17 protein-coding genes are annotated in these 19,440 nt (G+C 68.5%); 5 read left to right on the forward strand and 12 right to left on the reverse strand.

Annotated elements, in window-relative coordinates; all coding sequences use genetic code 11:
* Positions 1-93: 93 nt before the first annotated feature.
* From KW835_RS05755 to mltG, 6 genes are all read right to left on the reverse strand, one after another.
* Positions 94-750, reverse strand: coding sequence for an ankyrin repeat domain-containing protein (locus KW835_RS05755; protein ID WP_218381548.1), 657 nt, complete (start codon positions 748-750; stop codon positions 94-96).
* A 98-nt stretch (positions 751-848) separates the two neighbouring features.
* Positions 849-1,655: a TatD family hydrolase gene (locus KW835_RS05760; RefSeq protein WP_218381338.1), complete on the reverse strand. Its 807-nt coding sequence runs from the start codon at positions 1,653-1,655 to the stop codon at positions 849-851.
* A 153-nt stretch (positions 1,656-1,808) separates the two neighbouring features.
* Positions 1,809-2,168: a PilZ domain-containing protein gene (locus KW835_RS05765; protein ID WP_218381340.1), complete on the reverse strand. Its 360-nt coding sequence runs from the start codon at positions 2,166-2,168 to the stop codon at positions 1,809-1,811.
* Positions 2,165-3,199, reverse strand: coding sequence for a DNA polymerase III subunit delta' (locus tag KW835_RS05770; RefSeq protein ID WP_218381341.1), 1,035 nt, complete (start codon positions 3,197-3,199; stop codon positions 2,165-2,167). The genes KW835_RS05765 and KW835_RS05770 overlap by 4 nt, the downstream gene beginning before the upstream one ends.
* On the reverse strand, positions 3,196-3,870 hold the full coding sequence (gene tmk / locus KW835_RS05775) for a dTMP kinase (protein ID WP_218381342.1): 675 nt from the start codon (positions 3,868-3,870) through the stop codon (positions 3,196-3,198). The genes KW835_RS05770 and tmk overlap by 4 nt, the downstream gene beginning before the upstream one ends.
* Positions 3,867-4,853 (reverse strand): endolytic transglycosylase MltG, encoded by a 987-nt coding sequence (gene mltG, locus KW835_RS05780; protein ID WP_370633587.1) that lies wholly within the window; start codon positions 4,851-4,853, stop codon positions 3,867-3,869. Before mltG ends, tmk begins: the two co-directional genes overlap by 4 nt.
* Positions 4,854-4,898: 45 nt before the next feature.
* Between mltG and KW835_RS05785 the strand changes: the two genes are divergently transcribed.
* Positions 4,899-5,813, forward strand: coding sequence for a folate-binding protein YgfZ (locus KW835_RS05785; RefSeq protein WP_218381344.1), 915 nt, complete (start codon positions 4,899-4,901; stop codon positions 5,811-5,813).
* 80 nt (positions 5,814-5,893) lie between these two features.
* Here KW835_RS05785 and KW835_RS05790 read toward each other — a convergent pair whose 3' ends face one another.
* The 3 genes from KW835_RS05790 to KW835_RS05800 form a co-directional block, all read right to left on the reverse strand.
* Complete coding sequence (locus tag KW835_RS05790; RefSeq protein WP_218381345.1) at positions 5,894-6,751, reverse strand: YbgC/FadM family acyl-CoA thioesterase; 858 nt, start codon at positions 6,749-6,751, stop codon at positions 5,894-5,896.
* A gap of 29 nt (positions 6,752-6,780) precedes the next feature.
* Positions 6,781-7,701 (reverse strand): alpha/beta hydrolase, encoded by a 921-nt coding sequence (locus KW835_RS05795; RefSeq protein WP_218381549.1) that lies wholly within the window; start codon positions 7,699-7,701, stop codon positions 6,781-6,783.
* Between the two features lie 109 nt (positions 7,702-7,810).
* Positions 7,811-8,689 (reverse strand): 2-keto-4-pentenoate hydratase, encoded by an 879-nt coding sequence (locus KW835_RS05800; RefSeq protein WP_218381346.1) that lies wholly within the window; start codon positions 8,687-8,689, stop codon positions 7,811-7,813.
* Between the two features lie 166 nt (positions 8,690-8,855).
* On the opposite strand from KW835_RS05800, the gene KW835_RS05805 reads away from it, so the two are divergent.
* Positions 8,856-9,992, forward strand: coding sequence for an iron-containing alcohol dehydrogenase (locus KW835_RS05805; protein WP_218381347.1), 1,137 nt, complete (start codon positions 8,856-8,858; stop codon positions 9,990-9,992).
* Between the two features lie 259 nt (positions 9,993-10,251).
* On the forward strand, positions 10,252-13,098 hold the full coding sequence (locus KW835_RS05810; protein WP_218381348.1) for an EAL domain-containing protein: 2,847 nt from the start codon (positions 10,252-10,254) through the stop codon (positions 13,096-13,098).
* Here the strand turns inward: KW835_RS05810 and KW835_RS05815 are convergent.
* The 3 genes from KW835_RS05815 to KW835_RS05825 all read right to left on the reverse strand — a co-directional run bounded on the left by KW835_RS05815 (position 13,086) and on the right by KW835_RS05825 (position 17,612).
* Positions 13,086-14,282, reverse strand: a complete 1,197-nt coding sequence (locus KW835_RS05815; protein ID WP_218381349.1) for a patatin-like phospholipase family protein — start codon at positions 14,280-14,282, stop codon at positions 13,086-13,088. The genes KW835_RS05810 and KW835_RS05815 overlap by 13 nt on opposite strands.
* A gap of 73 nt (positions 14,283-14,355) precedes the next feature.
* Complete coding sequence (locus KW835_RS05820) at positions 14,356-15,183, reverse strand: HDOD domain-containing protein (protein ID WP_218381350.1); 828 nt, start codon at positions 15,181-15,183, stop codon at positions 14,356-14,358.
* A gap of 59 nt (positions 15,184-15,242) precedes the next feature.
* Positions 15,243-17,612, reverse strand: a complete 2,370-nt coding sequence (locus tag KW835_RS05825; protein ID WP_218381351.1) for a Tex family protein — start codon at positions 17,610-17,612, stop codon at positions 15,243-15,245.
* A gap of 202 nt (positions 17,613-17,814) precedes the next feature.
* On the opposite strand from KW835_RS05825, the gene KW835_RS05830 reads away from it, so the two are divergent.
* Both KW835_RS05830 and KW835_RS05835 read left to right on the forward strand, forming a co-directional pair.
* Positions 17,815-18,222 (forward strand): hypothetical protein, encoded by a 408-nt coding sequence (locus tag KW835_RS05830; protein ID WP_218381352.1) that lies wholly within the window; start codon positions 17,815-17,817, stop codon positions 18,220-18,222.
* A 41-nt stretch (positions 18,223-18,263) separates the two neighbouring features.
* Entirely contained in the window at positions 18,264-19,364 is a 1,101-nt protein-coding gene (locus tag KW835_RS05835; RefSeq protein WP_218381353.1) for a DUF72 domain-containing protein, read from the forward strand.
* Positions 19,365-19,440: the final 76 nt, after the last annotated feature.

Consider the following 19,440-nt stretch of genomic DNA (forward strand, 5'->3'; position numbering starts at 1 on the left):
AAAGCGTTATAGGCCATTGAGACCACTTTTCATGGCGCGGGTGGCTGCGGGCCCGGCAGCCGCAGCGTGCCAGAGCCCGTGACCACCTGCTCCCTACCACTTGCCGCGGTTGGGCTGGCGGCGCCGGATGGCCTCGGCGATCTTCGCTGCCGAGTCCGTGCGGCTGGCGCGCATCGCAAAATCGGTGGCGCTCAGTCGCAGCTGATTTCGCAGTGTGGGGTCCGCCCCCTCGTCCAGCAGCAGTTGCACGGACTCCAGCGACCCATAGTGTGCGGCCATCATCAGCGGTGTGGTGCCGTTGGGCGAGGCAGCGTCGATGTACGCGTGGTTCTCCAGCAGCAGCGCAATGATCTGCGTGTGCTGGGGTGTGCCGGCCGAAGCGGCGTAGTGCAAAGGAGCCCAGCCAGTCTTGTTCACGTCGGCATCACGGGCAATCAGGGTGCGCGCGATATCCACCTGGCCCTTGATGGCGGCGAGCATCAACGGGCTTTCGTCCTGCGCGTTGCGCACCTCGACCTTGATGTTGCGCGCCGCCAGCAGCGCTGCCACCGCCTTGAGCGAATCGTTCTGCAGCGCGATCAGCAGGCCCGCCTGCCCCTTGGCATCCCGTGTGTTCGGGTCGAATCCGCGGCGCAGCAAGGCCGTGATGGCATTGCCATCGTCACGCTGAATGGCGGAGAAGAAATCTTCGTAAGCGCCTGCCCAGACCCGTGGTGCCAGCAGCCCCGCGGCGATGCCGACAAGCGCCATGCGCCGGTGCAGGGCCGTGTGCGTGGCTGGTTCCTCTTGCTGCGGTCGGCCCGACACTGCAAGCGACCGATGGGTGCGAAGGCGGGAAGACGCAGCGCTCATGCCATCACTCCCTTGAACAGGGTTTCGAAATTGCGGCTCGTGGCCTGTGCCACCTCTTGCACGGTCACGCCCTTGGTTTGCGCCACCTGCCTGGCCACATACGGAACATAGGCCGGACTGTTGGTCTTGCCCCGGTAAGGCACAGGCGCGAGGTACGGGCTGTCGGTCTCGATGAGCGTGCGCTCCAACGGCACATAGGCCACCACGTCCCGCAGTTCCTGCGCGCTCTTGAAGGTGACGATGCCCGAGAACGAGATGTAGTAGCCCAGGTCCAGCGCGGCGCGGGCTACCTGCATCGATTCGGTGAAGCAGTGGAACACCCCACCGGCCAGGTTGCCGGCCCCGTCCTCGCCCTCTTCGCGCAGGATGGCCAGCGTGTCGTCCGAGGCACTGCGGGTGTGGATCACCAGCGGCTTGGCGCAGGTGCGCGCTGCGCGGATATGGTTGCGAAAGCGATCGCGCTGCCATTCCAGGTCGGCAATGCTGCGCCCGCCCTTGCGGTCTTCCATGCCGTAGTAGTCCAGGCCCGTCTCGCCGATGGCCACCACGCGCGGCATGGCGGCGCGGGTGAGAAGGTCCTGCACCGTGGGCTCCTGCACGCCCTCGTTGTCGGGGTGCACGCCCACCGTGCTCCAGAAGTTGTCATGGGCCATGGCCAGGGCGTGGACACCCTCGAACTCTTCGAGCGTGGTGCAGATGCACAGTGCCCTGTCCACCTGCGCCTCGGCCATGGCCTGGCGGATGGCGGGCAACTGGCTCACCAGTTCCGGAAAATTGAGATGGCAGTGGGAGTCGATGAACATGCGGTATCAGGAAAACGAAGCGGTAACAAACGGGGCGGACCGGTGAGTTGCCGGGCAGCGAAGCTAGTGCGACCACCCTGGCGCGCGTAAGTTCTGCCCCCAATAAAAATGCCGACACGCCTGCGCGGGTCGGCACCGGGCACGCAGGCCGTGTCAGATGGTCTGGGTAGGACGGTCGGAGCCCAGGGCCGTGCCCAGGATTTCCTCGATCTTGACCTTGAGCTGGCGCGATTTCTCGTCCTTGGGAAACTGGATGCCCACGCCCTGGGTGCGGTTGCCCGCCGCACGGGCCGGGGTCACCCAGGCCACACGGCCTGCCACGGGATAGCGCTGCGTGTCGTCGGGCAGGGTCAGCAGCACATAGACATCGTCACCCAGCTTGTAGTCGCGCTGGGTAGGGACAAAAATGCCCCCTTCGCCAAAAAAAGGAATGTAGGCCGCGTACAAGGCCGCCTTTTCCTTGATGGCCAGCTGCATGACGCTGGGGCGGGGGGCTGTGGATGGACTGCTCATGGGTGGGTGCCTGGGGCTGGTTGCCTTGAGTGTAGGGTGTTTCGCGCCTGCGCCACAAGCGCCTCCAGCATGAGCCCTGCATTGAACGGATGCTCTGCCGTGCGCGCCTCCTTGGCCAGCGCGCGCGACCAGCGCGTGAGCGCGCCCAGCGGCGGCACGGCCTTGGGCAGGTCAGCGGGCGCAAAGTACCGCGGCGCGGCGCCTACGCTGGCGGACAGCAGGTCGTGGCAGAGCTTCTGTAGCGCATCGATGGCCTGGGCTGGCGCCCAGTCGCCGAAGGCAGTGACGTCGCCCTTGGCCATGGCCTGGGGCAAGGCAGACCACGCCTGCGGGCTGCGGCCCGATTGCGCCAGCGCCAGCGCGTCGTCCGGCCTGCCCCCTGCAGCGCGCAGAAAGGCCTTGGCTGCATCGTCGGCCACGCCCTGCGCACGCAGCCACTGCAGCATGTCTGTCTCGGCAGGCCAGGCCATCGCATGGCCCAGACAGCGGCTGCGGATGGTGGGCAGCAACTGGTGCGCGGCCTCGCTGGCCAGCACGAAGCGCACATCGCCGGGCGGCTCCTCCAGCGTCTTGAGCAACGCGTTGGCCGTGATGTGGTTCATCTGCTCGGCCGGGTACACCAGCACGGCCTTGCCGCGGCCCCGGGCCGAGGTGCGCTGCGAGAACTCCACCGCGTCGCGCATGGCCTCCACGCGGATCTCGCGGCTGGGCTTGCGCTTCTTGTCGTCGATGTCGGCCTGCGCCTTCTCGGACAGGGGCCAGCCCAGCGCCATCATCTGAACCTCGGGCATCAAAACGCACAGGTCGGCATGGGTGCGCACCTCGATGGCGTGGCAGCTGCCGCACTGGCCGCAGGCGCCCTGCGGGCCCGGTGTGTCGCACAGCCATGCGCGCACCAGCTCCAGACCGAGCGCGTACTGCCCCAGGCCTGACGGCCCCTGCAGCAGCCAAGCATGGCCGCGCTGCGCCAGCAGGCTGGTGCGCTGCGCGGCGATCCAGGGTGCCATCGCGGTGGCCCCGCCGTCGCTCATCGGGGGCCTCCCTGCGAAGCCACCATGATCGCCAGCCACCCCTTGCGCACGAAAACGCTGGTGAGCTGCTGCCAGACGCGGTGGCGGTCCTGCGCGGCGTCCAGCCGGGCAAAGCGCTCTGGTGCTGCGGTTGCGCGGTCGGCATAGCCCTGTGCCACGCGGCGGAAGAACTCGACCGGTTGGGATTCGAAACGGTCGGGCACGCGCGCGCCAGCCAGGCGCTCGGCCGCCACCTCGGGGGCGAGGTCGAACCACACCGTCAGGTCGGGTTCGCGCATCAAAGTGGCATCTGGAGCAAGTCCAGTCTGCGCCAGGCGCTCCAAAGTCGATAGCACGCCCAGGTCGAACCCGCGCCCCGCGCCCTGGTAGGCGAACGTGGCGTCGGTGAAACGGTCGCACAGCACCACCTCGCCGCGCGCGAGCGCCGGCTCGATCACGTTCAGCAGATGGTCGCGGCGCGCGGCAAAGATGAGCAGGGACTCAGTGAGCGCGTCCATGGGGTCGGCCAGCACCATTTCGCGCAGCTTCTCGGCCAGCGGCGTTCCGCCGGGCTCGCGGCTGACGGTGACGGTACGGCCCTGCGCGCGGAACGCCGTGGCCAGGCCTTCGATGTGCGAGGACTTGCCCGCGCCGTCGATGCCTTCGAAGCTGATGAACAGTCCCTGGCTCATTGCCCACCCTTCTGGTACCGGTTGACGGCACGGTTGTGCTCTTCCAGCGACGCGCTGAAGTGGCTGGTTCCGTCGCCCTTGGCCACGAAGTACAGGGCGCGCGTCGCCTCGGGCTGCACGGCGGCCAGCAGCGCGGCCTTGCCCGGCATGGCGATCGGCGTGGGCGGCAGGCCCGCGCGGGTGTAGGTGTTCCAGGGAGTGTCCGCCTGCAGGTCGCGCTTGCGCAGGTTGCCGTCGAACTTCTCGCCCAGGCCGTAGATCACGGTCGGGTCGGTCTGCAGCAGCATGCCCACACGCAGCCGGTTCGCGAACACGCCGGCGATCTGCGCACGGTCGCTGGCGCGGCCGGTTTCCTTCTCGACAATGCTCGCGAGGATGAGGGCTTCATCGGCCGACTTCAGCGGAGTGTCGGCCGCGCGCTGCGCCCAGGCCGCCTCGAGCTTGCGGTCCATCGCGTGCATGGCGCGGCGCAGCAGGGCGACTTCGCTCGAACCCTTGGCGTAGGCGTACGTATCGGGGAAGAACCTTCCTTCCGGCGCCACGCCGGGGCGGCCCAGCTGTGCCATCAGGGCCTCGTCCGTCAGGGAGGCGGCATCGTGCTTGAGCTGCTCTTCCTTGGCGAGCGCCTGGCGCACCTGGCGCCAGTTCCAGCCTTCGACCAGGGTCAGCGCGCGCAGGGACTCTTCGCCCCGCACCAGCTTGTTGAGCAGATCGCGCGGCGTGGTGCCGGGCGGGATCTCGTAATTGCCGGCCTTCATGGCACGGTCCTGGCCGGAGAAGCGGAACCAGGCATACAGCAGCCGGGCATCGGTCTGCGCGCCGGCGGCCACCACGTCGCGGGCAATGCCCCGAGGGGTGGTGCCGGGCTCGATGGCCAGCTCCAGCGGCTCGCCGCCGGTGACCAGCGGCTGGTGCAGCCACCAGAAGGCGGCGCCGCCGGCACCGATGAGAACCACCAAGATCAAAGCCAGTAGACGTCGCACAACCCTGATGAATGTATGTGTAGAACCGGGCATCATAATTCAGCGATGACCCACCCTCTGAATGGCATTGCCCCCCTGTCCCATCTCGGCGTGATTCGCGTGGAAGGCGAAGACGCCGCCAAGTTCCTGCACGGCCAGCTCACCCAGGATTTCGCGCTCCTGGGCACGGACCAGGCGCGCCTGGCGGCCTTCCTGTCGGCCAAGGGCCGCATGCAGGCCACCTTCATCGGCTTCAAGCGCAGCGCCACGGAGATCCTGCTGCTGTGCAGCCCCGACCTGCTGCCGCCCACGCTCAAGCGCCTGTCGATGTTCGTGCTGCGCGCGAAGGCCAGGCTCACCGATGCCACCGCCGACTTTGCGCTGTACGGCCTGGCGGGCGATGCGGTCGCTGCCCTGCCCCAGGGCGCCCAGCCCGCCTGGACCAAGGCGGACGTGGGTGCGGCGTCCGTGGTGCATCTCTACCCCGCAGACGGCCAGCCCCGCGCGCTGTGGGTGGCGCCCGTGGCCGAACCCGCGCCGGCCGGCGCTGCGCTGGAGCCGAACCTGTGGGCCTGGGGCGAGGTCCGAAGCGGCGTCGCAACGCTGACCACCCCGGTGGTCGAAGCCTTCGTGCCGCAGATGCTGAACTACGAATCCGTGGGCGGCGTGAATTTCAAGAAGGGCTGCTACCCCGGCCAGGAAGTGGTGGCGCGCAGCCAGTTCCGCGGTACGCTGAAGCGGCGAGCGTACGTGGTGCATGCGGATGCTCCGCTGGCTGTGGGCGCAGAAGTGTTCAGCACCAATGAGCTGGAGCAGCCTTGCGGCACCGTCGTGCAGGTCGCGGCAGCACCTGCAGGGGGTTTCGACGCCATCGTGTCGCTGCAGATCGCAGCCGCGCAAGACAGCCTGCAGGTGGGCGCGCCAGACGGCGTGGCGCTGGCCGTGCAGCCTCTGCCCTACGCGCTGCTCGAAGATATCTGATCAAAAACCGGCTCTACCGCACTACTGGCAAGCGGTAGATGCTACCATTTTCATAGCAAAAAAGGTTTCGATGGCGGGCGTTACAGGCGCTGCGCCATCGCGATGTGCGCAATGCCGGCTTCTTCGTACGGCTCGCCCACCACGCTGAAGCCCGCGCGGCGGTAGAAGCCCTCGGCGCTGCGCTGCGCGTGCAATTGCACCTCACGGTCGCCCCGGGCGCGGGCGGCCGTCACCAGCGCGTCGAGCAGCTGCCGCCCCCAGCGCCCGCCACGCACGGAGCGGTCCACTGCCATGCGTCCGATGCGCCCGATGCCCGGCTCGGGCTGCAGCAGGCGGCCCGCAGCGATCGGCATGCCCAGGCGGTTGTAGAGCACGGCGTGGCGCGCCGAGATGTCATTCGCATCGGCTTCGATCTCTGCGGGAATGCCCTGCTCGCGCACGAACACATCGGTGCGCACGCGACCCGCGTCGCGGCCCAGTGTGTTCCAGTCGCCGGTCTTCGCCTCGGCCATGTCGTGGCCAGCCTCGAAGCCGTCGAAGATGGCGCGCAGCGCGGGCGGCACCGGGCGCGAGGTCTGCGTGGCCGGGTCGGCGAACACGTAGACCAGCTCGGCCGAGATCAGCAGCCGGTCGCCGCTGAAAATGCCCGCCTGGAACACGCACGACGAGTTGCCGATGCGCGCGCATTTGAGTGCCACGTCCAGCGTGTCATCGAGCCGCGCCGACGCGTGGTACTCCACGGTGGCTTTCTTCACGTACATCTCGCCGCCCAGGGCGTGCATGCTGCTCTCGTAAGGCAGCCCCAGCGCCCGCCAGTAGTCGGACATGGCTGTGTCGATGTACATCAGATAGTGGGCGTTGAACACGATCTTCTGCATGTCCACCTCGGCCCAGCGCACGCGCAGGCGGTGGAACAGTCGGAAATCACGGCGTTGCATGGTGTCTGGGCTCTCCATTTTCTGGCGGGTCATGAAAGGCCGAACGCAGCACGCAATGCACGTGCCGCGTCGGCGTGGGCCTGGCGCGCCTCGGGAATGGCGCGGCCCATCTTGATGAATTCGTGCGTCACGCCGCGGTAGATGTCAAGGTCCACCGGCACGCCAGCGAGCCGGAGCTTGTCGGCATAGTCCACGCCCTCGTCCACCAGCGGGTCGCACTCGGCCAGGCCGATCCAGGCCGGTGCCACGCCATCCACGTCGGGCGCGAGCAACGGAGCAAAACGCCAGTCCTCACGCTCCTGGCGGCTTCGCACATAGTTGCCGAAGAACCAGCTGATGGCGGGCTCCTCCAGCACCAGGCCGTGCGAGAAGGTCGTGTGCGACGGCGTGTCCTGGTGTGCGGCGCACCCGGGGTAGATCAGCAGCTGCAGGGCCAGCGGCAGGCCCGCGTCGCGCGCCAGGATGGCGTTCACGGCAGCCAGGGTGCCGCCCGCGCTGTCGCCGCCCACGGCCAGGCGTGCGGGGTCGGCACCCAGCTCGGCCGCATGCGCTGAAAGCCAGGCCAGCGCGTCCCAGGCGTCGTTGCTGGCGGTCGGAAAGCGATGCTCGGGCGCGAGGCGGTAGTCCAGCGACACCACCATGCACCCGGCCAGGCGTGCCAGCTCGCGGCACAGGATGTCGTGCGTGGCAATGTTGCCGATGGTGAAACCGCCGCCGTGCGTGTACAGCAGGAGAGGCAGGCCGGTGTCGGCGCTGGGTGCGTACAGGCGTGCGGGCAGCGCATGCCCGTCACGGGCCGGGATGGTCAGGTCCTCGACGCGTGCGAGCGCGGCCTTGGGCACTTCCAGCACGTCCGCCCCGGCCTGGTAGGCCACGCGGGCATCCTGGGGCGAGCGCGTGTGCAGCGGCGGGTGACCGGCGCGGGCCATGCGCTCGAGCACGCTGCGCATCTGGGGGGTGAGGCGGGTGTGGTGGATGTTCAGGTCGGTGGTCAATGGTCGGTCTCTGGCAAAAGCCGCGCCCGTCAAAGGAAGGAGGGGACGGGCGCGGGTGCAGGTTTTACTTGAAGCTCAGGCGCACGGGCGCGGCGCCCGGCAGGCCGTCGTAGGTGGCCGTGACGGTCAGCCCCGCCTTGGGCGGCAGCAGCGGCGAGAACGAGCCCAGGCTGATCAGGTCACCGGGTTGCATGGTCAGGCCTTCCTGCTGGAGGGCGCCGGCCAGCCACACCACGGCATTGAGCGGGTGTTCCAGGATGTCGCTGCCCTTGCCGCCACCCAGGCGCGCGCCGCTGGCATCGGTGAGGGACACATTCATGTCGGCCAGCGCCTTGAGCAGCGCAAAGCGCTCGCCCCGGTAAGCCGGCACGGGCAGCGGCGCGCCAGCCACGCCCAGCCGCGCGCCCACATTGATGGCGCTCACGCCTGCGCCGTTGAGCTTGGGCGGTGCCTGCACCAGCAGGTCGGGCAGTTCGATGAAGGGGATGACCTGATCCACGGCGTCGAGCACTTCCATGGGCGTCTTCGCATGGTTGATGGCAGCGCTTTTCACGCGCACCAGCATGTCGGCCTCATACAGTGGGCGGGCGCCGAAGGCGGCATCCACCGCCGCGCCGTTCGGAAGGATCATGCCTTCGTACAGCTTCCCCCATACAGGCTTGTCGGTGTTGAAGCGCTTTTGTACAGCCGGGTTGGTGAGGCCCGCCTTGTACCCCACCACCTTGCCCAGGCGCTGCGCCAGCAACTGGTTGACCTTGCCGCGCGTGCACGCGCCATCGGCGTCGGACAGGTTTTCCAGGTTCGCAGCGGGCGTCCTGGCCACGTAGTTGGCGACGAGTTCGGAGGCCTGCGCATCGGTCAGGCATTCGGCCTGGGCGACTGTCGCAAAAGCGACGGACGCGCCCGCCAGAGCGAGCGAAATGAGGGTTTGCTGAGTGGTCATCGGTGTCTCCGGGTTGTAGAGTGCCTGGAACCTGCCCGTTGCCTGCACCCCGCGCTCCTCGCAGAGCGGCCCCGCGCACAGCGCAGTGGCCGACCCCGTCTCGCTTCGCAGGCACGGCAACGGACGACTCCAGCGGCCCATCGTAAACGTAACTTCTGCAACCACCATGGCTTTCATCTACTACGTCACACAGATCCAGTTCGAGTTCGGCGCCGTCCAGCTGCTCAAGCAGGAGTGCGAACGCGTGGGCATCACCCGCCCGCTGGTGGTGACGGACCCCGGCGTGAAGGCCGCCGGCGTGCTGCAGAAGGCGCTCGATGCGCTGACGGGCCTGCCCGTGGCGGTGTTCGACCAGACCCCCGCCAACCCCACCGAGGCCGCCGTGCGCGCGGCCGTCGAGGTGTACAAGGCCCAGGGCTGCGATGGCCTCATCGCCGTGGGCGGCGGCTCGGCCATCGACTGCGCCAAGGGCATCGCGATAGCGGCCACGCACGAAGGGCCCCTGACCCACTACGCCACCATCGAGGGCGGCTCGCCGCGGATCACCGACCGCGCCGCGCCGCTGATCGCAGTGCCCACCACCAGCGGCACGGGCAGCGAAGTCGCGCGCGGCGCGATCATCATCGTGGACGACCACCGCAAGCTCGGCTTCCATTCGTGGAACCTCGTGCCCAAGACCGCCATCTGCGACCCCGAACTGACCCTGGGACTGCCGCCCGCCCTGACCGCCGCCACTGGCATGGATGCGATTGCGCACTGCATGGAAACCTTCATGTCCGCCGCGTTCAACCCGCCGGCCGACGGCATCGCGCTGGACGGACTCGCCCGCGGCTGGGCCCACATCGAGCCCGCGACCAGGAACGGCAGCGACCGCGATGCGCGCCTTCACATGATGAGCGCCAGCATGCAGGGCGCCATGGCGTTCCAGAAAGGCCTGGGCGCGGTGCACTCACTCAGCCACAGCCTGGGCGGCGTGAACCCGCGCCTGCACCATGGCACGCTCAACGCCATGTTCCTGCCGGCCGTGGTGCGCTTCAACGCGGGGGCCGAGTCGGTGCGCAAGGACAGGCGCCTCGCGCGCATGGCGCACGCCATGGGCCTGGCGTCGGCGGGCGATATCCCCGACGCCATCCGCGACATGAATGCACGCCTGGGCCTGCCCACGGGCCTGGCCGCCATGGGCGTGTCGGAGGCGCTGTTCGACGACATCATCAAGGGCGCGATGGCCGACCACTGCCACAAGACCAACCCGCGCGTGGCCACGCCGCAGGAATACCGCGAGATCCTGGCCCAGTCGCTCTGAACGAGCGCGTCCCGGCCCCGGCCAGATGTCCCGGGGCTTACCTCAACTGCCTGGACTGCGGGCGCACGCATGAACGCGCCCTACGGCCCGGCGGCACGTCGGCACGGTGCAGCCCCCCGTGCCACCCTCCCTCCGAATGAAAAGCGGCAGGCCACACTGTCCCTGCGCGACCTCGCTGGCACGAAGCGCTAGACTCCGGGCGACAAACAATTAATTAATTAACAATTTCTTACCCCGGGGTCAGGGAAGGCCACTCACGATGCGCACCGGAAAACTCAGCAACTGGCTCTGGCGGGGAACGTACCCGCGCCTGTACGTGCCCATTGTGCTGATCATCCTTGCGGTGAGCGCAGTGCGCTACCACTACCTGCTGGCCACCGAAACAGCCGAGGCGCACCGCCTGGCCACCACCGAGCTGCGCCGCGCGGGGGATGCCCTGTTGCCCGCGCTGTCCGCCCTGCCCGCCGGCGACGCCGAAGGCGCCGCCATTGTGCTGCGTGAAGCGCTGGCGAACGCGCCCGCCGTGAAGACTCTCCTATGGACCGTCGGCACCCAGCCCGCCGTGGCAGCTGCCAGCCCCACTCCTGCCTCCAAAGCGCCCGCCTGGTTCATCGACTGGATCAACCCAGGGCCGCTGGTGCAACAGTTCGGGCAGAACACGCTGGCGGGGCCGCCAGGGCGCCTCACTGTCACATTGCACGCAGTGCCGCTCGCGGGCCAGATCTGGAGTAGCGTGGTCGTTCAGTTGCGCATCACGGCGCTCAACATCTTCACCATCTTCTTCCTGCTCACGCTGCTGCTGCGCGCCAACGCACGCATGCTGCGCCGTCTGGCAGAGGCCACCGACGCCTTCCGCCAGGGGCGGCTTGATACGCGCATGGAGGTCACCGGCACCCTGGAGTCGCGCGCCATGGCCGCCACCTTCAACGACATGGCGGGCAAGGTGCAGTCGCTGGTGCTGTCGCTGCGCGAAACCCAGCGCCTGCAGAGCGAGCAGTTGCACTTCACGCGCCAGCTCATCGACGCCTTGCCCCTGCCCGTGTTCGTGCGCGACCCCAAAGGCACCTACCTGGACGTGAACCGCGCCTGGCAGCGGCTCTTCCAGCCCCGGGCAGACCTGGCGCACCCCGCGCCGCCCAGCACCTTCTATCCGCCGGAGCTTTCGCCCGAGCGCTCTGCGCAGATCGCAATGGCGCAGGACAACGAGATCCGCATCCGCCCCGCCAACCACCACCCCCCGCGGGACATGGCCTACTACGAGGCAGCTTTCACTACCACCAGCGGCGAGCTGGCCGGCACCATCGGCACCCTGGTGGACGTGACCGAGCGCAAGCGCGCGCAAGAGGCCCTGCGGGCCGAGAAGGAACGCGCCGAGGTCACCCTCGCGTCCATCGGCGACGGCGTCATCACGACCGATTTGTCAGGCTGCATCGAGACCATCAACGAGGCCGCGCAGCTCATGACGGGCTTCAATGCCGACCAGGCGATCGGCCACCAGCTGGACACCGTGTTCCGCCTGTACGAAGACCCGGCCAGCCGCACCGCCCAAACGGCCGCGGAGCGCGACACCCAGCCCGGCGCGCTGCAGCAGGCCACGCAGGAGTTGCTGATCCACCGCTCCGGCGAGCGCTACGCCATCGAATACACGGCGTCGGCCATTCGCAAGGGCGACGGCATGGCCGTGGGCTGCGTGCTGGTGTTCCGCGACGTGACCGAGACGCGCAACCTGCGCCACCAGATCTCCTGGCACGCGCGGCACGACGCCCTCACGGGCCTGTACAACCGCGCCGCGCTGGCCGAGCGGCTGACCCACGCGATCTTCGTGGCCCGGCAAAAAGGTCTGCTGCTGGCCGTGTGCATGCTGGACCTGGACCACTTCCAGGCCGTGAACGACGCGCACGGCAATCGCGTGGGCGACCGGCTGCTCAAGGAAACCGCGCGGCGGCTGGGTGCCTTCATCACGCCGCAGGACGCGGTGGCGCGCATGGGCGGCGACGAGTTCGTGCTGCTGCTGGGCGAGCAAGCCGACGTTCCCGCCATCGAATCCCGCGTGGGCGTGCTGATGCAGCAGCTGGCGGCGCCCTATGCCATCGACGACCGGGTGATCACCACCACCGTGAGCGTGGGGGTGGCCGTGTTCCCGCAGGACGACACCAACCCCGACACCCTGCTGCGCCATGCCGACCAGGCCATGTGCCAGGCCAAGAGTTTCGGGCGCAACCAGATGCACGTGTTCGACGTGCAGCTCGACCACGCCGTGCAGACCCAGCACACCCGCCAGACGCGCGTCGCGCGGGCGCTGCATGCGGGCGAGCTGGTGCTGCACTACCAGCCCAAGGTCCACCTGCGCACCGGCGAGATCATCGGCCTGGAGGCGCTGCTGCGCTGGCAGCACCCCGAGCAGGGCCTGCTGGGCCCGCAGCACGTGCTGCCGCTCATCGAAGACGCGGAGCTGGAGGTGGAACTGGGCGAATGGGTGCTGCGCCAGGCGCTCACCCAGATGCGCTACTGGACCGATGCCGGCATGCACTGGGAAGTCAGCGTGAACATCTCCGCGCGGCATTTCCACCGGCCCAACTTCGTCGAGCGCTTGAAGGACATCCTGCACACCTGCCCCGAAGTCTCGCCCACCCGGCTGGAGCTCGAGATCCTGGAATCGGCTGCGCTGGAAGACATGCAGTACATGCGCCACATGATGCAAAGCTGCCAGGCGCTGGGCGTGCGCTTTGCGCTGGACGACTTCGGCACGGGCTTTTCGTCGCTGTCCTACCTCAAGCGGCTGCCGGCCGAGACCATCAAGATCGACCAGTCCTTCGTGCGCGGCATCCTCGAAGACGAAGAAGACCTCACGCTGGTCAGCGCCATCGTCGCTCTGGCGGCGGCCTTCCAGCGGCATGCGGTGGCGGAAGGCGTGGAGACTGCGGAGCAATGCGCCAAGCTGCTGGAGCTGGGCTGCGAGCGCGCCCAAGGTTTCGGCATCGCTCGGCCCATGCCCGCGCACGAGGTGCTCAGCTGGGCACGGGACCACGCCACGCGCCACGCCGCCAGGGCGGTGCAGGAGGCTGCGCGCCGCCCCGCGGCTGCGCCTGCCGGCTACAGGCGCTGAACCGCCCCCAGGTCAGGGCGTTCGAGCCACGCGGCCCATTCGTCCACCAGTTGCTGGCTCGCGCGCGTGGCCGCGAGCCAGGCCTTGGCACGGGCAGCGCCATCCGTGCCGTAGTGCGTGAAGTCATTGCGGTCCGGCAGCTTGGCGTTGGGCAACGAGCGCACCCATTCCGGGCTGGGCGAGAGCACCACCATGGTGTCCAGCGCGGACGTGGAACGGTGGCGCCACTTGAGCCCCTTGTCCAGCCAGCCGGGTACCACGCGGTGCTGGAAGTGCGGGTACAAGACCAGCCCAGGCGAGCGAAGCAATCCAGAATTTGAATGATTCTGGCCGCTATCGTCCGCTGGCATTGCGCCACCAGCTACCAAATCAATAGCATTCGACATGATCTGCCGGCCATAGGCCAGGTGCAGGTGGTAGTCGGTGATCCCCCCATCCCAGTACGCCCCGGGCGGCGCGCCCGGAATGTTGTGCACGGCCTGCAGCACGAAGGGGATGGAGCAGCTGGCCTGCAACGCGGGCATGAAGTTGCCTGCATTCAACGCCACTTGCCGAGTACGGTAGTCCGACGTGGCGAACGGCAAGGCCGCGCAGGCGCCTGCCGCCGCGCCAGCGGGCGCGTTCTCGGGCGATGAAAAGACCACCCGCTCCAGCCACGCGCCCATCGCCTTGCGGTGCACGGTGTTGGACAGGAAGGCGCCCAGGTAGCCCAGGGGCGTGGCCACGCCATGCTCGCGCCGCAGCATGTGGCGACCGCGCGAGGTGACGATGTGCAGCCGAAAGCGCGGATGATTCAGCACTTCGTCCACCCTGCCGCCATAGAAGGCATCGAGGCTCTGCCCGAAACGCTCGCTGACGTGCGCGGCAGAGGGCCGCTTCTTGCCGGGCGGCAGGTCGTAGTTCTGGTGGATGTAGTCACGCTCCAGCCGCTCGAACGCCGCCACCGGGTCGTGCAGGCAAGCCGTGGCCATGCGCCACGCGCCAATGGAGGCACCGACCAGGTGCACCGGCTGCTCGGACTGCGGCAGCCACTGCCCGAAGATGAAGCGGTCCAGCGGCCCCAGGATGAGGCCTTTGGGCCCGCCCGCCGCACCGGGGATCACGCCGACGTCGGAGGGCTGCAGCCCGTGCTGTTCAAGGTGCTCGCGGGCGCGGGGGCCGGCATAGATGCGCAGGGCTTTCATGGACGAGGATTGTCGCAAAGGGCGGCGGCTGCGCCTGTCGCGCCGTGGCGGTGCCCGGCATTGGAGCGCGCCCTCAGACGACGTAGTCGGCAGCCTCTGGCTTGACCGTCCAGTCGATCGGGTCCTGCTGCAGGACCATGTCGATGTCGAGGCCCAGCGTCAGGCCCACCTCGCCGGGGAACGACACCGCCAGCTCCTTGTCGGTAAGCTCTACTTCGCGGGCGCGGGCACGCCAGGAGGCCAGGTGGATGACGCCCGCCAGCGGTTCGTAGACGTTGTTGTCGAACGGCGCACCCTGGTGCTGAAGAGCGTCCACCACCGCTTCGGGCAATTGCCACCGACGCGCCAGCGCGGCCGTGACATGGCCGTAGCTGTAGCCGAAGATGCGGTGCTCGATCTTGCCGCGCCGCAGGTCGAATGGCGCGACCAGCGTGTTGACGGAGTGCGCCTTTTCCGGGTCGGCCAGGTGGATCACCAGCTCGCCCAGCGCATGCAGCAGGCCGGCCGTGAACGCGGCGATCTGGCTTTGGTGCACGATGCCCGCCAGCGACCGCGCCAGCTTGGCGGTGTTCAGGCTGTAGCGCCAGAACTGCTGCATGTTCACGCCCGGCACCGAGCGCGACGTGGTGCCCAACGTGGCGGACGACACCAGCGAGCGCAGTTGCACGGTACCCAGCAGCGCCAGCGCTTCGGGAATGCCCGCGATCTGGCGCGGCAGCTGGAAGGTGGCCGAATTCGCCAGCTCCAGCAACCGGGCGGCCAGCGCGGGGTCCGTGCCGAAAAGCTGGTTCAGGCGCCGCAGGCTCGGTTCCTCGTGGGCCAGCTCGTTCATCAGCAGCGCCACGGCGCGCGGAAGACTGGGCAATGCCACTGGTTGGGCCAGCAGTGCGTTCAACTCCATGGGTAGGGCACCGGGGGGTTTGGGTAGGCCGATTATGGCCCGCCCTCCCCGCCTGGCACCTAACGATTCTTGGCCTGTTGCAACTTGGCGAATGCCGACGCCATGGCCGACTGCTGCGCGGGCTCGCTGGCCCGGCGCTGCGGCTGGGCATAGCCCCGGCCCGCGCCCTCGAAGCGGTTGCCCTGCGGCGCGCCACGTTCGCCGCCCTGGCGCGGCGGCGCGGCATCGAGCTTCATCGACAGGCCGATGCGCTTGCGCTCCACGTCCACCTCCATGACCTTGACCTTGACGATGTCACCGGTCTTGACCACTTCGCGCGCATCGTTCACGAACTTGTGCGCCAGCTGGCTCACATGCACCAGGCCATCCTGGTGCACCCCAAGGTCGATGAACGCGCCGAACTGGGCCACGTTGCTCACCGTGCCCTCCAGGATCATGCCTTCCTTGAGGTCCTTGATGTCTTCCACGCCGTCGTTGAAGCGCGCCACCTTGAAGTCGGGGCGTGGGTCCCTGCCGGGCTTTTCCAGCTCCGCCAAAATGTCCTTGACGGTGATCACACCGAACTTGTCGTTGGCAAACAGCTCGGGCTTGAGGGTCTTGAGCATGTCGGCGCGGCCCATGATCTCGGCCACGGGCTTGCCCGTCCTCTCCATGATCTGCTCGACCACGGGGTAGGTCTCGGGGTGCACGCCGGTCATATCGAGCGGGTTCTCACCGCCCCGGATGCGCAAAAAGCCCGCGCTCTGCTCGAAGGTCTTGGCGCCCAGGCCGGCCACATCCATCAGCTGCCTGCGGCTCTTGAAGGCGCCATTGGCTTCGCGCCAGCGCACCACGGCCTTGGCGACGCTGCCCGAGAGGCCCGACACGCGGGAGAGCAGCGGCACGCTGGCCGTGTTCAGGTCCACGCCCACCGAGTTCACGCAGTCCTCCACCACCGTGCCCAGCGTGCGCGCCAGTTCGCTCTGGTTCACGTCGTGCTGGTACTGGCCCACGCCGATGCTCTTGGGGTCGATCTTAACCAGCTCGGCCAACGGGTCCTGCAGGCGGCGCGCAATGCTGGCGGCGCCGCGCAGGCTCACGTCCACGTCGGGCATCTCCTGGCTGGCGTACTCGCTGGCGGAATAGACCGAGGCGCCGGCCTCGCTCACCACCACCTTCTCGATGGCGCGCTCGGCCTTGGCGGCCATCTTGATGAGGTCGGCGGCCAGCTTGTCGGTCTCGCGGCTGGCCGTGCCGTTGCCGATCGCAATCAGGTTCACGCCGTGCTTTTCCGCCAGCTTGGCCAGGGTGAACAGCGAACCGTCCCAGTCGCGCTTGGGCTCGTGCGGGTACACCGTGGCCGTCTCCACCAGCTTGCCGGTGGCGTCGACCACGGCCACCTTCACGCCGGTGCGGATGCCCGGGTCCAGGCCCATCACCACGCGCGGGCCGGCCGGCGCGGCCAGCAGCAGGTCGCGCAGGTTGTCGGCAAACACCTTGATGGCGACCTTCTCGGCGTCGTCGCGCAGGCGGGCGAACAGGTCGCGCTCGGTGGAGAGCGACAGCTTCACACGCCAGGTCCAGGCCACGCACCTGCGCACCAAATCATCGGCCGGGCGGCCCGCGTGGCTCCAGCCCAGGTGCAGGGCGATCTTGCCTTCGGCCAGGCTGGGCTTGCCAGGCTCGGGCTCCACTGGGAGCACGAGCTTGGCTTCCAGGATCTCCAGCCCCCTGCCACGGAACACGGCCAGCGCACGGTGCGAGGGCACGCGGCCGATGGGCTCGTCGTAGTCAAAGTAGTCGCGGAACTTGGAGACCTCGGGGTCGTTCTCGTTCTTGGACTCCACCTTCTTGCTGCGCAGCAGACCTTCGGCCCACAGCCATTCGCGCAGGTTCTGCACCAGCACGGCGTCTTCGGCCCAGCGCTCGGACAGGATGTCGCGCACGCCGTCGAGCACGGCCGGCACGGTCGAGAAATCCGCGCCCGGCTTGCCGTCGTCCAGCACCTCAGGGGGCTTGGTGAAGGCAGCCGCTTCTGTGGCGGGGTCGAGCGTGGGGTCGGCAAACAGCTTGTCGGCCAGCGGCTCGATGCCGAACTCGCGGGCGATCTGGCCCTTGGTGCGGCGCTTTTGCTTGAAAGGCAGGTAGATGTCTTCCAGCTCCTGCTTGGTGGGCGCAGCGGCAATGGCAGCGCGCAGCGCGTCCGTCAGCTTGCCCTGCTCGTCGATGGCCTTGAGCACAGCCGCGCGGCGCTCTTCCAGCTCGCGCAGGTAAGACAGGCGCGCCTCGATCTCGCGCAGTTGGATGTCGTCCAGTCCACCGGTCACTTCCTTGCGGTAGCGCGCGATGAACGGCACCGTGGCACCGCCGTCCAGCAGCTCCACCGCTGCGCGTACCTGTTGTTCACTGACCCTGATTTCTGCGGCCAACTGCCGGATGATCTGCTGCATGTGTGGGCAAACTCTCTCTGACTGACAGGAGCCGGCCGCGGGCCGGACTCCCAAACAAAACGCGAAGCGCGGGAGTTTGCCACAGGCGCCCGGGCCTTCCCCCGCCCCCAGGGCAGCGCCCCCGACGAAAGCCGACACACCCGCGCCGAGCCCTGCTGCACCGCAGGGTGGGCCGGACATCCCTAGAATGCCGGTGCTGGCCATGACGACTCCCTTGCCCTTCCCCATCCGCACCGAATGCCCACCAGGCACCTGCGTCTGCGGCCGGGACGAGCTGATGGCGGCACCCGGCGGCGACGTGCGCATCCTGCGCCTCACGCGGGCCGAAGAGAAAAAGCTCATGGAGCGCCTGGAAAACCTGACCAGCCTGGAAGACCTGCGCCGCATGCAGGACCGCATGGAGCAGCAGCTGGGCGTGCGACTGTCCATCACCCCGGGGCCGAACGAGGTGCGCACCCTGCGCGGCATTGCCATCCTGGTGCTGGAGCAGCCCGGGCTGTGTCGCAAGACACGCCAGGCCATCCCTGCGGCCATCAAGAAAAGCCTGGACCAGCGCCCTGAAATCACCTACGAGCTGCTTGACGAAAGCGGGTTGTTCGGCAGCTTGTGATTCTGTGCCCCGTGCTCGAAAGCCCCTTTCGCCCCGCCTGAATGCAAGACGACCTGTTCGGCGGCCCGCCGGCGCCGCCGCCCTCGCCCTCACCCACCAGGACGCTGAAGCCTGAAGCCGCCCCCGCGCCACGCCGTACGGGCGTGCACCCCGCCCCGGGGCACGACGCACTGCGCGCCCTGGCAGCCGCGCTGCCGCAGCGCCTGCGCCTGGGGACCTCGTCCTGGACATACCCGGGCTGGAAGGGCCTGGTGTGGGAGGGCGAACATTCCGAATCCATGCTGTCAAAGCAGGGCCTGGCCGTTTACGCCCAGCACCCGCTGCTGCGCACCGTGAGCATCGACCGCAGCTTCTACCGGCCACTCACGGTGAGCCAGTACGAGCGCTATGCCTCGCAGGTGCCCGACGACTTCCGCTTCGTGGTCAAGGCCCCGAGCCTGGTGACCGACGCGCTGGTGCGCGCCGAAGACGGCCGGGGCCGCGAGCCCAACCCCGCGTTCCTGAACCCCGAGCTGGCGCGCAGCGAGTTCGTGGAGCCGGCGCTGCAGGGCCTCGCGCACAAGCTCGGCGCGCTGGTGTTCCAGCTCAGCCCGCTGCCGCTGTCGCAGCTGGACCGCATGCCGCAGTTGCTCGAGCGCCTGCGCGCCATGCTGCTGGCACAGCCCGCGCTGGCGCCCCTGGCGCCCGATGGCGTGATCGCGGTGGAAGTGCGTGACCCCGAATGGCTGACGCCCGCGTTCGCCGCCGTGCTGCGCGAGGCAGGCGCCACCTACTGCCTGGGCCTGCACCCCAAGATGCCGCCCCTCAAAGACCAGCTGCCGGTGCTGCGCGCGCTGTGGCCCGGCCCGCTTGTCTGCCGCTGGAATCTGCACCCCATCCACGGCCCCTACGGCTACGAAGAAGCCCAGAAGCTCTATGAGCCCTACGACCGCCTGCACCACCCCGACGAAGAAACCCGCAACGAGCTGGCCGCCGTGATCGCCGGGATGACCGGGCGCGGGCAGAACGCCTTCGTGAGCATCAGCAACCATGCCGAAGGATCGGCACCGCACACGGTCTTGTGGTTGGCGCGTGCCGTGGCAGCAGCCACGGGCAGCGCCAGCGCCGGCACAGGCGGAGCGGTTGCCGAAACCCCGGCGTAGGGCGCGGAGCACCGGCAAGATCGCATCTCCCGTCGCTCAAACGCCCGAAAATCTGCTTCTAGCGTGCTCCAACGCT

It is taken from the genome of Acidovorax sp. sic0104, assembly GCF_019219095.1.
Taxonomy (GTDB): domain Bacteria; phylum Pseudomonadota; class Gammaproteobacteria; order Burkholderiales; family Burkholderiaceae_C; genus Acidovorax.